This is a genomic window from Clostridium zeae, from assembly GCF_017312485.1.
GTDB classification, from domain to species: Bacteria; Bacillota; Clostridia; order Clostridiales; family Clostridiaceae; genus Clostridium_AR; species Clostridium_AR zeae.
On record NZ_BMBA01000001.1, the window covers coordinates 1,433,909 to 1,448,477 of the forward strand.

The window sequence follows — 14,569 nt, forward strand, 5'->3', positions numbered from 1 at the left end:
AGCTCTTTATCCATTATTCTACTGTTATTATGCAATTTCCTTTTGTATCTATTTACAAATTTATACTAGCCTTTAATTCTGATATTATCCTATCTTCATTGTGATTACATTCCGTTCCACCTAAAGATATACTAGGTTTAGTTTTTCCGTGAAAATCACTTCCACAAGTTAAAAGCAATTTATGTTTTATTGCAAATTCTTTATAAAAAGCTACTTGTTCTTTATTATGATAGCTGCTATAAACTTCTATACCCTTAATTCCACATCCAATTATGTCTTCTAATAGCTTTGCGTTTTCCTTAACATTATTTCCAGGGTGAGCTAAAACTGGTATTCCTCCACTTTCCTTAATGATCTTAACTGCTTCTTTCAAGCTTATGAACTTTACTTCAACATAAGCAGGCTTACCTTGTGCACAATAATCCCAATAAAAATTCACATATGGATTATCACTCCTAGATCCATTTTCATAATAAGGCATAAGTAACTGATTTTCATGGTCCTTATCAAATATCATAGCAGCTTCAGCAATCATCTCACCATTAACTACTCCATTCCTTGATAAAGAACTAATAATTTCATCTGAAAAGTCTATGCCTAGCGCTCTAACTAACCTCATGCGCTCTTTTGAAGCAATTTGCTCTTGGTTAATAATGTTCTCTTCAATTTCATTAAATACTTTTTTACTATAATCTATCCCATACCCTAAAACATGTAAATTGACCTTATCAATAGTACAATCCAGTTCTATGGCAGGAATAATTTCAATAGCTTTACCAATGCAATACTCTTTTGCTTCTTTTATCGCTCTTACAGAGTTATGGTCTGCAATTGAAAAATATCTTATGTTTTTATCTAAGCAAAAATCCACTAGTCTCTGAGGCTTAAACTCTCCATCATCGCTATAACAAGAATGCATATGCAAATCTATATAACTCATCTTCTCTATCTCCTTTTTCATAAGTTTATTTTATAAATAATACGCCAACGCTACTGCATCTTTTTTATAATTATAAATTTCTTTAAATCCATATTTTAAATAAAAATAGTATCCCACAGAATTTCTAGAACTTGCGTATAGCATCATGGTTTCAAACTCTTCACTTATAAGTTGTTTTCCTAATGCGTCTAATAGCTTGTGACCAATCCCCTCCCTCTGATGTCCAGGTAGTATATCAATATGAAAGTGTGCTGGATGATTATATGCAACTTTATCTAAATCAAATAAGAAGCTTTCAAAAAACTCAATATCTTCTGGTGATAACTCCTTAAGTCTTGGGTAATATATTTGATACATCAATTGTTTATACCTAATATAATCCGTATTGCAGATTACATATCCTATAGGTTTATCATCTTTATCAACTGCCACCCATATATGTTCAGGCTCCTGTTCTGTGAAATAATCATTAAACATAACACATACACCCTCAAGTTTATTATCATTTATCTTATATTCATCCCATGCAGTTTCCTTACATATACTCCTTAGATATGGTTTATCATCATGTCGATATTTTCTTATATTTATATTATTATTTTTAATAATAATCTACCTCCCAAGCAAAACTCTTTCATTTCTTTTCATATTTAACTTACAATATAATAATATTCTGTAATTTATGATAATTATATAAAAATAGTTTTAATTTTTATAACAATCGTATATAGATTTATATTAAGGTAATGAGTTAAAATTGATATATAACTTTTAAAGATATACTAATTAGGTTTAAATGAACAGTCCATATTTTCAAACACGTCCTAAGAACTTATAACGTTTGGAGGAAAATCTATGTTAGAAATACAATTATTAAGTGATAATTCAGAAATTGTTTCATATAATTTCACTGACTTTCCTATTCGTGCAAAGCAAGCCTTACTTTCAGACTATCCAAATATGGCTGCTGCAAATCATTGGCATAAGGATTGGGAATTCACACTAGTTTTAAAAGGAAAAATGTCTTATTGCGTAAACGGAAAAGTATATGAAATACAAGAGGGTCAGTGTATTTTTGTAAATTCCGAACAGATGCATTACGGTTTTTCTGCAGATGGTTCTGACTGTAATTTTATCTGCATACTGATACACCCTTATCTTATTTCTACAATTGAAAGAATTAGAGATGCTTATGTACTTCCAATATGTTCAGATACTTCACATCCTTTTTTTATATTGACTCAAGAAATATCTTGGCAAAGAAATTTAATGGACATTCTAGAACAAATATATAAATTATGTGAAGACGAACAAGATGGTTTTGAGCTACAGCTTATGAGCCTCCTTCATTCCTTATGTTATAGGCTTCACCAAGATATGAAAAACAATATCTCAACTAATGAAAACACTGATAATAAAAAATTAGAAGCTATGCATAACATGATAGGTTTTATACAGAAGAATTATCAGAGAAAAATATCTCTAAAGGAGATCTCTGCCGCTGGAAATGTATGCCGTAGTAGTTGTTGTGACATTTTTCAATTAATTTTACATAAGACCCCAATTTCTTATCTGACAGAATATCGATTAGAAAAAAGTATCGAACTTTTATATATCCCTTCACTTTCAGTTACTGAAGTAGCTCTTCAGTGCGGCTTTAACGGTTCCAGCTATTTTACTGAAATATTCCATAAAAATTTTGGTTTTACACCAATGCAATATAGAAAAAAGAAGCTTATTTGAATTTAATTTATAAAAATACTATTGTTATATTTTTATAGAACAATCTTATAGCTTAAACATTTTTTTCAGACTATAATTACAGCATTATTAGTACAAACAAAAATTTATAAATAGTAAAAGCTTAATTATCATATATATTAAGAAACAAATTAAATAATTTGAAATGGGGGTAATAATATGGTGATAGATCAATTTAAAGCAATTATGGTTGATGTAGATGGAACACTTCTATGCAACGAAGGTTATGTAACAGAAAAGACAGTAACCGCAATTAAAAAAGTTAGAGAAAAAGGAATTCTTTTTGGTCTTTCAACAGGCAGAGATGCGGTATCTTGCCAAAACTTATTGAAAGAATGGAATATCGAAGGCCTTGTAGACTGCATTGTAGGAATGGGTGGTAGTGAAATTGATGATATGTCTCTTGGGATACAAAAGTCCAGTTTTCCGCTTGATGGAGAATTGATTTGGGAAATCATTAAGCATTATGAACATATGGATTTAAACTTCTGTATACCTAAGGATGGAATTTTGATTGGCTACAAAGATGATGAATATATAAAATTACTATCAAAGCTAGATAAACTGCCTTATGAAATTGTAGATTTCCATGAGCTTCTAAAGACTCCACAGGGCAAAATTATGATCATTTGTAATCCAGAATATATGGACAAGGTAATAGAACGCAGCAAGACTTTTAGTAATCCAAATTATAAATGTGCAAGCCTAAAAACTGCAAGCATTCTCTATGAATATATGGACCCAAGAGTAACCAAAACAAATGGTCTTAAAGAAGTCATGAATTTGCACGGACTTACCTTGGGCGATCTCCTTGTTTTCGGAGATGCAGATAATGATGCCGATATGATAGAAAATGCAGGTATTGGTGTAGTTATGGCCAATGGAAGCGAAAAATCTAAATCCGTTGCCGATTTTGTTACTGCTGATAATGACAACGATGGTATTGCTGTTTTTTTAGAAGAACATGGGATCATAGAATAATTCCTTTGCTTTTATTTCCGGATGATGATAACGCTCTATTCCCACTGTTCTTTTCTTGTACTGAATAGCTTCTTTAGGACACCATTGTAAACACCCAAAACACAATTGACAATTATGTTGTTTCCACATTGGCTTTCCATCTCTCATTTCAATATTTTGAGCTGGGCAAATCTTATTACAAGTTGTACAGTTTATACATTTTTCATCAGCATAAAAGCCTTTATCAAAAGAATTGCTAATGGTAGATTTATATGTAGTATTATAAATCATACGTTCAAAAATACTTTTAATTTTTTTATGTTTATGTTGAATCAATTCACCTCTTTTAATACTCTCTGCAATAATAGGAATTTTAGTAGTTTCTTCTTGAAAAAGTCGCTTTTTCTCCTCATTAGTTGTTAAATGGTCTTTTTCTGGCACGTTATGAGGCATTCTTATATCAAAACATGAAGCTAAACAAAGCCCTTTTTCTGCTAATAGTTTCTCGATTTGTTCAAATACAATCCCAATACCGTTAGGATCTCCATGGGTAGAAATAACAAATATATATGGTGATTTTTTTCTAAACTCTAACTGTTTTATAAATTGATCTACTAGCTTAGGTATTCCACTAAAAATTGTTGGTACTACAAAACCAATAGTATCTGCATCAGCAAATAACTGATGTGATAAACCTTCTTGTCTGATTTGTATCAATTCTGAATTATCAAGGTATTGAGATAAATCTTTTGAGACCTTCAAACTGTTGCCTGTACCAGTAAAGTAGTATATTATTGTATTCATAAAAATTATTCCTTTCATTAATCGTAGTCAATTTTAAAAATAGTTTCCTAGAAACAATAATAGCGATTCACCTTAATTTTGTCAATATAGTTTCCACGAAACTAATGACATTTTTATGTTATAATATATAATTGTATTGTTTAATCAAAAAATTCATATTGAAAAATATGAACTTACAAATAAATATAAGAACTCTAAATATTTTTCTTTCCATAAATCCAACTACCAAGGAGATTTAACATGAGTAACTTATCTGATAATTATAAAGATTTAAATAGCAATGAAAATAAAGAAAAGCTTATAAAAGAGATAAGAATGCAGTTTTCAAATACAGTAGCACGACATGCTTCAGAAGAAGATGATGAGAAAAAGTGGTTGTTAGAAAATTGCAACAGTACAGTAAATGCCGAAATTCTTCAAGAAATTTCAGGTATAGGACTGCATGTATTAGATGCAATCGGTCGATTTGAACCAGTAAACAGCATAACTATTTCTAAAGAAACTGCCATTCCTAAAGGCACTGTGTCTAAAATCATAAAAAAACTTATTTCAAAAAAGCTTATTATCAAGACGCCATTGCCTAATAATAAAAAAGAGAGCAATTTTTATATAACTCCTCTAGGTAAAGAACTTTTTGAACTACATGAAGCTTTGCATAAACAAATTGACTCAGGAATCAACAGTTTCTTGAAAAAATACGATCATACTGAGTTACAGTTTCTTATTCGTTTCCTTAAAGATTTTCAAGAGGTAACATGGGCAAACGAAGATACTCACTAAAAATAAGATGTCCAATATGAACATCTTATTTTTCAGAAAATCATCAGCTCTTAAATCTTTTATACTAGATGAAATTACTCGTTATAATCATCAACATCAAACTCATGACTTTTATAATGATAGTTACAATTTTCTTCTGTAATCTTGGTAATAACCTTACATGATTTTTATTATTTTTGCAGTCTTTTTCACTAATGTTATATTTTAATTATAACTACCAATTCCTGTATAATAACAAGCTTATTTCACCTTTCTTAAAGTAACAACTTCATCCTTGCCATCCAAGTTTTCTACCTTAAGTTTTAGCTCATCTAAATCATCAAAAGAAGTTGCATCAAAGTTCATAATTACAAGAGCCTTGCTTTCTGGTAGATCCTCCATTGAAGCCGAACCAGCTATTGTATATTTTTTATCATTACTTCCAATTAGTTTCGCCTTATTTACTAACTGTTCCTGTCCATTATTTTTAGCTCTGAATTTAACTACCATTCCTGTAGGAAAAGCTTCAGCGCTTATTACCTCTAATCTACTGTTATTATCTAAAGGTTCATATTTAATAGTTTTACTATTCACAAAGGTTGCTTCCAAAGGTATATTTAATTGCCAACTTCCATTAATCCTCTTCTCCAATTCATTGTTCTTCTCTAAATAGATTCTACGAACTTCTAACAATAAATTCTTGCTCTTAGGAATCTTTGCTTCTGACGAATCCATTACTATAGAAACTACAGCTTCTCCAAATTCTTTTCTGCTTAAATCTGGCATTTGCATCCAGCCTTTTACTATACCACCTCCATCATCTATTATTATATTTCCCTTTTCATCTTTTAAATTAAAGGCAAACATTATATTATCCTTGTCTTTTATAATACTAGCATCTTTAAAGTTTAACTTTATATTAATAGCAAGTTTACTTGAGTCCACAACTATATCTGTAGCTTCAATCCGTATGGAATCAGCTTCAGTATATATGTTTGAAAGCTTTTGCATGTAGTTATTGTCAACAGCTCTTTGTAATCCTCTGTCACCAGCTCCGAATAAAAATCCCTTAACTGCAGCAAAAACTGGCTTATATGAAGATATTCCTACAATAAGCAAAAGAACTGCAGCAACTGCTGAAAATCTTCTCCTTACTCTATTTTTCTTTGCTTTAGCCGACCTTTCTTTTTCTCTTATGATTTCAAAGGAAGTATTAATTTTATTCATTACTCCTTCTGGAATACCTTCATCTTCATTTAATAATATCTTTATCTGATTATCTAAGAAGTCATCCATTTTATCTTACCTCCCTATAATTCAACAAATAATTTTTAAGAATATTTCTAGCTCTTGAAAGTCTTGATTTAATAGTGCCTTCACTTTCATTGAGGATTTGTCCAATCTCTTTAGTAGTAAAACCACTGCCATAATATAAGTTAATTGTATTTTGATAATCTTTGGACAAATGCTTAATTGCATCTTGAATATCTATCTTATCTATAGCCGCATCATTGCTTGAGCAGTGAATTTCAGAACAATTATCTAGCGTTTCCAGATAAACTACCTTGTTATTCTTCTTATAAATATCATTACATTTATTTATCAATATTCTAACTACCCAAGTTTTAAAAAACTCTAGATTCTTTAAAGTGCTTATATTCTCAAAAGCACTGATAATTGTATCTTGAATAGCATCACCTATATCTTCCTCAGAATTTAATCTAGTTTTAGCTATTTTATAAAGCTGAGGCAAGATATAATTAATAGCTTCAATAAAGGCTTCACTATCACCCTTTTGTGCTTTTAATATCAATTTCTCCATAAATTCCTCCCATGAAGATATATATCAATATGCGCATACTGAATTTTCCATACATATATTAGACAAACCTACCATAAAATTAGTTGCATATATTTATTTACAAACTTATAATTTTTTAAGATACACTTTTAATCCTACAATATTTTCAAAACTCTTATCTACTGATTAGCTTGATTTTTTCGAAAATATAATATATTACCTGCTAATCTAAAAATTAAATAGTAAATAATTAATTCAAATAAACGACACATGTAGTGCCTTGCACGTAAATCTGATTACGGTACAAAGGGATTACATGTGTCGTTTTAATATCCATACCCGTTATTATAAAAAGTATATATACATGCTAATCTGGATTTCATTATCCTATAGTAGCCTTAATTCTTCTTACCCCAGAAGATGAACTTTCTTCCTTCAATATTTTGAAACTCTTTAGCTCTTCTGTATTTGAAGCATGTGGTCCTCCGCATATCTCTTTGGAGTATCCAGGAATAGCATATACTTTTACAATCTCACCATACTTACTCTCAAAAACTCCAATTGCTTCTTCTGCCTTTGCTTCTTCTAAGGTTTCTTCGGTACACATAACATCTATTCCTTTTTCTATAGCTTCATTTACTATTTTTTCTACCTGTTCTAACTCGTCCTTAGTGAGCTTTCTGTCAAAGGAAAAATCAAATCTCAGTCTTTCTGAGTTAATATTGCTTCCCCTTTGGTATACAGTGTTTCCTAGCACCTTTCGAAGAGCAGCATTTAATAAATGAGTAGCTGTATGAAGCTTAGTCGTCCTCTCGCTGTTGTCTGCAAGCCCTCCTTTAAACTTCTCAGCTGCACCTTTTCTAGACTTTTCTTGATGTTCTCTAAATTTTTCTTCAAAAACAGGTATATCTACATTTATCTTTCGTTCTGAGGCAAGTTCAACAGTAAATTCAATTGGAAATCCAAAGGTATCATATAATTTAAAAGCTAAATCTCCACTTAAGCTATTGCCCTCTTCTAATTTAGAAAAATATCTCTCAGCCATCTTCAAACCGCTATCTAGAGTTTTTGAGAATAATAGATATTCCTTTTCAAGTTGCTCTAAAACAAAACTTTTGTTTTTGACTAATTCAGAATATATCTCCCCATAATTTTCAATAATTACTTCAGCAATACTGCAAATAATATTGCTATTTACTCCAAGTTTTTTTACTAACCTGATGGTACGCCTTATAAGTCTTCTTAGTATATATCCTTGTTCAGAATTTGATGGTGTTACTCCCTTTGGATCTCCTAAGATAAAAGTTGATGCTCTCATATGATCACTGATTATACGAAAGGTATTCTTATTTTCTTCTGTATAATTTACACCTGTAAGACTTTCTATCTTTTCTATAATAGGTTGAAATAATTCGGTTTCATATACATTCTTATAACCGTTAAAAATCGTTAGTACACGCTCTAATCCCATTCCAGTATCTACATTCTTCTGTAGAAGCTCAGAATAAGTTCCGTCTTCATTTTTATTGTATTCCATGAAAACATTATTCCATATCTCCACATACTTTCCACAACTACATGCAGGTCCACAATTTTCTCCACATTTTTCTTTGCCCATATCATAGAAGATTTCTGTATCAGGACCACATGGCCCAGTTTTTCCAGCTGGCCCCCACCAATTCTCATCTCTACCATAAAAATAAATCTGTTCTTTCTTAAGTCCATTTCTAATCCATATCTCTGCTGATTCTGTATCTCTCGGCACTAGAGAATTACCTTCAAATACAGTGACTGCAAGTCTTTCTACAGGTATATTTAAATACTCTGTAAGAAATAAATAGCTCATTGTAATAGACTCTTCCTTAAAATAATCTCCTAGAGACCAGTTGCCAAGCATCTCAAAAAAGGTTAAATGGGTATCATCTCCTACCTCATCTATGTCACAGGTTCGAACACATTTTTGAATGTCTACTAGCCGCTTTCCTTGTGGGTGTTTTTCTCCTAACAAGTACGGAACAAGGGGATGCATTCCTGCTGTAGTAAAAAGTACACTTGGATCATTGTCAGGAAGCAAAGATGCTGAATTTATTTCTTTATGCCCTCTCTTTTCAAAAAACTCTACATACATCTTTCTTAATTCATTTGCCTTCATTTTAATTCTCCTTTACACTAAAAATGAAAAATATAGCCATATAAAACTTCTAAGGCCATTGAAACATCTGGCTTTAGCTAACTTGAATGTTTTATAATTTCTTATAAAGTAAAAAAGCCCTAAGCTGAATAAACTTTCAGCTTAGGGCGAACTATACAATCCGTGTTACCACCTAAATTCAGAGATTAACTCTGCACTCTGCAAGTACGAGGTGCTCAAAATGTCACCTGATACAAGTTTCTTTTTAACGGTAGAAAATCCGAAGAAGCCTACTAAGATCTCTCTTTTCGGTCCATAGCTCAGAGACTGCTTCAATATAGCTTTCGTGAAGACTTCCACCAACCTCTTCTCTCTGTAACTTCAGCTTATATTTACTACTTCTCATCATAGCCTTTGAATTTTAAGTTGTATTAAAGTTACCACAACAGGAAACTAATGTCAACATATAAGCCTAAATTAATAAAGGAAACAGTTCCTCTTATATATTATCTTTATTAAACTCTTATTATATTTAAGCTCCGTTTCAACAATAGACCTTAATATAAGGATATGATATATATCTATTCAATGGCACTGTGTTTTTCTATATTGTACACACCCAGTAATATTATCATAGTACCTATTAATTGAATCACTCCTATTTCCTCATTAAATATAAGAAACCCAGATAGGATAGCTGTAGGTACCTCTAAGTTACCAATGACAGAAGTATTAAAAGATCCAATACGTTTTATAGAATAATAAAATAACATCAGTGGTAAAAAAGCACATAACAAAGACAATATCATTATATAAATATAAACCTTTATCGGCAGATTTAATTCTAAGCCCTTAGTAGGCAATCTATATATACAAAGAAAAATCAAAGAGAATAGCATAGAATAAAAGGTTAGACTTATTGAATTAATATCCTTAAGCTTTTTAGAGGAATATACATTCATAAAACCAAAACATGCAGCTGCTAAAACGCCGTAAATTATGCCTGTAGTTGAATATGAAAAAGGTAAAATTCCAATAACCATTGAACAACCAATAAATATTGCAATAAGTAAAATAAAGCTCTTAATAGTAAACTTATTCTTTTCAAAAAATACCGAATATAAATAAATAAAAATCGGTGATGTATATAAGAGTACTGTAGCTATCCCTACTGGAAGATAGTAAAAGGACTTATAATAAAACACTGTCATAAAGCAGTCCCCCAATACACCAAGTACCATAAGCCTTAAAAAATCTGTCTTCCCTACTTTTAATATTTTAATATTAAATATTGATAACGGGATAAACAGTAAAATCACAACAAATGTATATTGTAATATTATAAGATCAATAGAGTCTATATTAAAAGAGAATATAAGCTTAATAAGAACCCCTGCAAGTCCGAATAAAATGGCTGAAAGTATAGAAGTAATGTAGCCAAGTTTCATAAGTATAAACCTACTTTCTATAAGATAATTTCACATTGCTTTTGACTCAGTTAAAGAACCGTGTTGAAATTAATTGGTTAATCATCCAACGCTTTAATGAGCTTACGCAAAGAATTAATTTCAACAATACTCGTAAACATAATCTAAATTAAAAATTGAGTTATGCCGCCTTTAATAAATTATCATAATGTAGGTTAAGTATCAAGATAGCCTTTAATAATCAAAGAACATTTAAAAGGTTTATTTTATGAGTGAACTCAGAAATAATAAATATACACTCTCTTCATACCTCAGTAAACTTTATAGGAACTAAAATCATATATTTCATGTCAGTGTTTCTTTTTATGAATTCAAAAGAATTTGTTGATTTACCACATCCACTTATTCGCATATCTGTATCTAAAATCATTTAGAAATTTGAACAAAACTAGCAAGTTCCACATATCATACAATAGAGAAATTTTATAATTATTTGATTGTATAATATAAAATTTAATATATATTAATCTTTTGAGAGGATGATTTAAAATGCCGGTGATCGAACAAATACCAACCGGGGATACTTTTATTACTAATTCACATCCTGATACTAACTTTGGAAACATTGGTGCTTTATTGGTTGGGAAATCTATCTATACCAAGCATATCTATAGAAGTTTACTAATCTTTAATACTCCACAGATAACAGTTGGAGATATATTAACAAATGCATATCTTCGACTCTACGTCTACAGAAAAGATGGACTTAGAATTCAAAAGGTTAATATCTATCGAGTTACTGATAGTTTTAGTGCCGATACAGTTACCTACGATACCCAACCAAGAATTTCTAAAACATCCATCAGTTATTATGTCTCAAATGATTCATTAAATAATTATATTGATATTGATGTTACAGAATTAGTTATAGGATGGATAAATGGTAATTTCATAAATTATGGACTTGAATTAATTAGTGAAGATATTTTCAGTGGATTATTAGGTTTTTATAGCAATGAGTTTTCTATTAGTACCTTAGCACCAAAGTTAATTGTTAACTATATATCATCAAGTGCTGGAGGAATTACTGGCGCAACTGGAGCTACTGGTGCGACTGGAGTCACTGGCCCTACTGGAGCTACTGGTTTTACTGGTGTGACTGGAGTTACCGGTCCTACTGGAACTACTGGCGCGACCGGAGTCACTGGTCCTACCGGACCACTCCCACAAATAACCATTATCCCTTCAGCCAATAGATATTATTATATTGCGGAATCAGATTTGTCTTCACCAGATCCAATAATCATTCCGGCTAACTCCTTCAAAGATGATTCTGGAAATCCTATTTCATCTTTTTCAGGGCTTGGTCCTAATAGCTATACTAACCTATTCATAAACGGAATATTACAAATAGGACAAATATACAGTATAACTTCAAATGCATTGACTTTAAATACAGAAGGCACCACAATTTACGAAGGCACCCCAATAATTGTAGAGATCATTCAATTTTCTTCTTTAGTTTCTTAATTAGTAGTGTATATATTTTCTTTTATAAGTCACTAATTAGTAACTAATTAGTGACTCATGAATATACTGATAAAGAAAGGGGGCGAAAAAATGCCAATAACAACACCATATCAAAACAGCAGAAGATTCGCTTCTACAATTGGAGCTGGTACAGGAACAGGAGCGACCTTTGCAATTGCTGCCACAGCTTTTACAAATGATGCTGGTACTGCAGCTACAGCATTTCCAAGCACATTCAGCTACTACAATCTGTTCATTAATGGAATACTTCAAACAGCTGATACTTCTTCTGTAACTACCACAGCGATAACTATTCCTGGAGGAGATGCATTAGATGCTGGCACTCCAATTACAGTCCAATTTGTAGTAAGCTAGTATATTATCATTTATATTAAAATTTTTCTATCAAACAAAATTTATTGCTACTATGTAGCACTTTTTATCATATATCTTTTGAAACAGAGACTCACCACGTTTTACCGTGGTGGGTTTCATATTTTATGAAAATTACATCATAACTAAACTAAAATAGCTACACTTTTGCTACTAGACTTTTTTATCTAATATCACACCGTGCCCAACATCTCCATACATTAAGGCTGTCTTTACTTCCTCTACATAACTCTTATGAGCCATATAGTCCTCTTCATTTTTATCTTCAGCAGCTTTACCATCCTTGTTACGCCACTGTTTCTTCTTTTTAAGGAGAATATTCCTAAACTTATACTCTTTCTGTATGACACGGACTTTAGATACTGAAATAATGCGTTCTACTTTCTTTTCATCAGCCATACATAAAACTCCTTCCTTGGATATTCAATTGAATGTTTCTATTATAATTATCGTAGGAAAAACATAATAATAAATACTTATAATACAGAAAATTCTAAACCTTCCCCATATAAAGCGGCCTATGTTATATAATCACAAAAAAATTAATTTATAGGTTGCACCTATTTACACCTGTCTTTTGAAACCAAATCTTTAAATACATTAAATAGGTTTATAAATAAATTTATCTATTGTTTTTTGTAAAATATTTGTATATATTCAATTATCTAATATATAATTAGATAAATAGAAAACTATTCCATTAAAAAATTCTAAATAAGAAGGGGGTAACTAATAGTGCTTAAAGTGGAAAATATGGATGTACATTTTAATAAATGTGCTTCAGATTATGATAGAAACTTTTATCAAGATCTTGGTATGAGTGAATTCTATGATGAAATCGAGAAACAGTTCAATATCTGCGGAGAACCTAAGAATATTTTAGTTCTTGGCTGTGGTACAGGGTTAGAAATAGAAAGAATTAAACATTCTTCAACAGTTACTGCCATCGATATTTCTCAAGGCATGCTAGAACAGCTACAAAAAAAAGACTTACATCAAAGGATGATCTTAAATACAATTTGTGGTTCATATTTTGATGTTCCATTCACAGAAAACAGCTTTGACCTTGTGCTTTCAACTTATTCCCTTCATCATTTTAATATAGAGCAAAAAACTAAACTCTATAAAAAAATATATGCTTGTTTGAAAATAGGTGCATATTTCATAAATGGTGATACTGTTTGCAAAGACAAAGACACTGAAATTAACTTACTTAAAAATGCAGAAGAGTTATATAGGAAGCAACAAGCTCCTTTTGGAACTATTCATATTGATGTTCCTCTTGCCTTAGATACTGAGCTCACTCTCCTTTCTGATGTTGGCTTTAGTAATATTTCAGTGGAGAAAAGATGGACTAGTGCTTCGTTAATCAAAGCGGTAAAGTAACAATTACTAATATGACTAAGTTTACTGCATATTGTAATATACAGTGAACTTTAAGCGGGAGGAGATCTATGAAAAATACTAGAAACACACTGATAGGGCTATACTTTAACCTTTCTATAGTAATCTTATCATTATTTTTTCTGGTGAGAGGATTAATACATGGTAATACAGTAAAGTGGCTATTAGTAGTTGCACTTATTGTTTCAGAAATTTTCAACATAATTTTTGCAGGAATAAACACTGTAAACTCTTTTATTCTTTTAAAAAACAGTGACTATGACTCCATGAGAAAGAATATGAAAGCACTTAAATTTGGAGTAATTCCTTACTTTGTTATTAATTTTATTATATATGTTTTATTGTTTTTACTATTTTTTGCTGCATCTAGAGGATTTATTTTGTTCACACCTATACCATTATTATTTTTAATTCCTGTTTTTTTTGCATACCTTACAGTGATATTTACATCAAGTTATGGAATAGGTTTTTCATTAATTTTATATAAAGAAAAAAGGGTTAAGACAGGAAAACTGATACTACACATAATACTACAACTATGTTTTGTTCTAGATGTAATAGATACAGTAATTTTACTAGTCAAAAATAAAGTCGTGAAAATTAATGAATAGAAATTATCTATAATAATAGCTTATGCATCAAGGTTCAAGTGAATAAAA

At 30.7% G+C, this 14,569-nt stretch carries 15 protein-coding genes and 1 other annotated feature; of the genes, 7 read left to right on the forward strand and 8 right to left on the reverse strand.

Features of this window, described 5'->3' with window-relative positions; genetic code table 11:
* Window positions 1-52: 52 nt before the first annotated feature.
* Both J3477_RS06675 and J3477_RS06680 read right to left on the reverse strand, forming a co-directional pair.
* Window positions 53-940 (reverse strand): PHP domain-containing protein, encoded by an 888-nt coding sequence (locus J3477_RS06675; RefSeq protein WP_206868895.1) that lies wholly within the window; start codon window positions 938-940, stop codon window positions 53-55.
* A 30-nt stretch (window positions 941-970) separates the two neighbouring features.
* Window positions 971-1,417: a GNAT family N-acetyltransferase gene (locus J3477_RS06680; RefSeq protein ID WP_206868896.1), complete on the reverse strand. Its 447-nt coding sequence runs from the start codon at window positions 1,415-1,417 to the stop codon at window positions 971-973.
* A gap of 378 nt (window positions 1,418-1,795) precedes the next feature.
* Here J3477_RS06680 and J3477_RS06685 point away from each other — a divergent pair, with 378 nt between their 5' ends.
* Together J3477_RS06685 and J3477_RS06690 are read left to right on the forward strand one after the other, a co-directional pair.
* Window positions 1,796-2,683 carry a helix-turn-helix transcriptional regulator gene (locus J3477_RS06685; protein ID WP_206868897.1) on the forward strand — a complete coding sequence of 296 codons (888 nt, stop codon included), beginning with the start codon at window positions 1,796-1,798 and terminating at the stop codon, window positions 2,681-2,683.
* 177 nt (window positions 2,684-2,860) lie between these two features.
* Complete coding sequence (locus J3477_RS06690; protein WP_228731227.1) at window positions 2,861-3,682, forward strand: Cof-type HAD-IIB family hydrolase; 822 nt, start codon at window positions 2,861-2,863, stop codon at window positions 3,680-3,682.
* Here the strand turns inward: J3477_RS06690 and J3477_RS06695 are convergent.
* Window positions 3,656-4,465: an EFR1 family ferrodoxin gene (locus tag J3477_RS06695; protein WP_206868898.1), complete on the reverse strand. Its 810-nt coding sequence runs from the start codon at window positions 4,463-4,465 to the stop codon at window positions 3,656-3,658. The genes J3477_RS06690 and J3477_RS06695 overlap by 27 nt on opposite strands.
* Before the next feature lie 240 nt (window positions 4,466-4,705).
* Here J3477_RS06695 and J3477_RS06700 point away from each other — a divergent pair, with 240 nt between their 5' ends.
* Window positions 4,706-5,245, forward strand: coding sequence for a MarR family transcriptional regulator (locus tag J3477_RS06700; protein ID WP_206868899.1), 540 nt, complete (start codon window positions 4,706-4,708; stop codon window positions 5,243-5,245).
* 240 nt (window positions 5,246-5,485) lie between these two features.
* Here the strand turns inward: J3477_RS06700 and J3477_RS06705 are convergent, their stop codons facing one another.
* The 4 genes from J3477_RS06705 to J3477_RS06720 form a co-directional block, all read right to left on the reverse strand.
* Complete coding sequence (locus J3477_RS06705) at window positions 5,486-6,520, reverse strand: DUF4179 domain-containing protein (protein ID WP_206868900.1); 1,035 nt, start codon at window positions 6,518-6,520, stop codon at window positions 5,486-5,488.
* A gap of 1 nt (window position 6,521) precedes the next feature.
* Window positions 6,522-7,046 carry an RNA polymerase sigma factor gene (locus tag J3477_RS06710; protein WP_206868901.1) on the reverse strand — a complete coding sequence of 175 codons (525 nt, stop codon included), beginning with the start codon at window positions 7,044-7,046 and terminating at the stop codon, window positions 6,522-6,524.
* A 361-nt stretch (window positions 7,047-7,407) separates the two neighbouring features.
* Complete coding sequence (locus J3477_RS06715; RefSeq protein ID WP_206868903.1) at window positions 7,408-9,177, reverse strand: alanine--tRNA ligase; 1,770 nt, start codon at window positions 9,175-9,177, stop codon at window positions 7,408-7,410.
* Window positions 9,178-9,316: 139 nt separating this feature from the next.
* Window positions 9,317-9,574: a binding site (T-box leader), on the reverse strand.
* 163 nt (window positions 9,575-9,737) lie between these two features.
* Complete coding sequence (locus J3477_RS06720) at window positions 9,738-10,604, reverse strand: DMT family transporter (RefSeq protein ID WP_206868904.1); 867 nt, start codon at window positions 10,602-10,604, stop codon at window positions 9,738-9,740.
* 528 nt (window positions 10,605-11,132) lie between these two features.
* Here J3477_RS06720 and J3477_RS06725 point away from each other — a divergent pair.
* Together J3477_RS06725 and J3477_RS06730 are read left to right on the forward strand one after the other, a co-directional pair.
* A complete protein-coding gene (locus tag J3477_RS06725) occupies window positions 11,133-12,113 on the forward strand; it encodes a DNRLRE domain-containing protein (protein WP_206868905.1) in 981 nt (326 codons plus the stop codon).
* A 90-nt stretch (window positions 12,114-12,203) separates the two neighbouring features.
* Window positions 12,204-12,488, forward strand: a complete 285-nt coding sequence (locus J3477_RS06730) for a DUF4183 domain-containing protein (RefSeq protein WP_206868906.1) — start codon at window positions 12,204-12,206, stop codon at window positions 12,486-12,488.
* Between the two features lie 171 nt (window positions 12,489-12,659).
* On the opposite strand, the gene J3477_RS06735 is transcribed toward J3477_RS06730, so the two are convergent.
* Window positions 12,660-12,905: a hypothetical protein gene (locus tag J3477_RS06735; protein WP_206868907.1), complete on the reverse strand. Its 246-nt coding sequence runs from the start codon at window positions 12,903-12,905 to the stop codon at window positions 12,660-12,662.
* Window positions 12,906-13,241: 336 nt separating this feature from the next.
* Between J3477_RS06735 and J3477_RS06740 the strand changes: the two genes are divergently transcribed.
* Entirely contained in the window at window positions 13,242-13,892 is a 651-nt protein-coding gene (locus tag J3477_RS06740) for a class I SAM-dependent methyltransferase (RefSeq protein ID WP_228731228.1), read from the forward strand.
* Between the two features lie 68 nt (window positions 13,893-13,960).
* Window positions 13,961-14,521: a DUF6652 family protein gene (locus tag J3477_RS06745; protein WP_206868908.1), complete on the forward strand. Its 561-nt coding sequence runs from the start codon at window positions 13,961-13,963 to the stop codon at window positions 14,519-14,521.
* The last annotated feature ends 48 nt before the right edge of the window (window positions 14,522-14,569 follow it).

Excerpts from the sequence above, each read along its gene's own strand:
- J3477_RS06675 (WP_206868895.1), bottom strand. The coding sequence starts at position 940 with ATGAGTTATATAGATTTGCATATGCATTCTTGTTATAGCGATGATGGA.
- J3477_RS06680 (WP_206868896.1), bottom strand. The coding sequence starts at position 1,417 with ATGTTTAATGATTATTTCACAGAACAGGAGCCTGAACATATATGGGTG.
- J3477_RS06685 (WP_206868897.1), top strand. The coding sequence starts at position 1,796 with ATGTTAGAAATACAATTATTAAGTGATAATTCAGAAATTGTTTCATAT.
- J3477_RS06690 (WP_228731227.1), top strand. The coding sequence starts at position 2,861 with ATGGTGATAGATCAATTTAAAGCAATTATGGTTGATGTAGATGGAACA.
- J3477_RS06695 (WP_206868898.1), bottom strand. The coding sequence starts at position 4,465 with ATGAATACAATAATATACTACTTTACTGGTACAGGCAACAGTTTGAAG.
- J3477_RS06700 (WP_206868899.1), top strand. The coding sequence starts at position 4,706 with ATGAGTAACTTATCTGATAATTATAAAGATTTAAATAGCAATGAAAAT.
- J3477_RS06705 (WP_206868900.1), bottom strand. The coding sequence starts at position 6,520 with ATGGATGACTTCTTAGATAATCAGATAAAGATATTATTAAATGAAGAT.
- J3477_RS06710 (WP_206868901.1), bottom strand. The coding sequence starts at position 7,046 with ATGGAGAAATTGATATTAAAAGCACAAAAGGGTGATAGTGAAGCCTTT.
- J3477_RS06715 (WP_206868903.1), bottom strand. The coding sequence starts at position 9,177 with ATGAAGGCAAATGAATTAAGAAAGATGTATGTAGAGTTTTTTGAAAAG.
- J3477_RS06720 (WP_206868904.1), bottom strand. The coding sequence starts at position 10,604 with ATGAAACTTGGCTACATTACTTCTATACTTTCAGCCATTTTATTCGGA.
- J3477_RS06725 (WP_206868905.1), top strand. The coding sequence starts at position 11,133 with ATGCCGGTGATCGAACAAATACCAACCGGGGATACTTTTATTACTAAT.
- J3477_RS06730 (WP_206868906.1), top strand. The coding sequence starts at position 12,204 with ATGCCAATAACAACACCATATCAAAACAGCAGAAGATTCGCTTCTACA.
- J3477_RS06735 (WP_206868907.1), bottom strand. The coding sequence starts at position 12,905 with ATGGCTGATGAAAAGAAAGTAGAACGCATTATTTCAGTATCTAAAGTC.
- J3477_RS06745 (WP_206868908.1), top strand. The coding sequence starts at position 13,961 with ATGAAAAATACTAGAAACACACTGATAGGGCTATACTTTAACCTTTCT.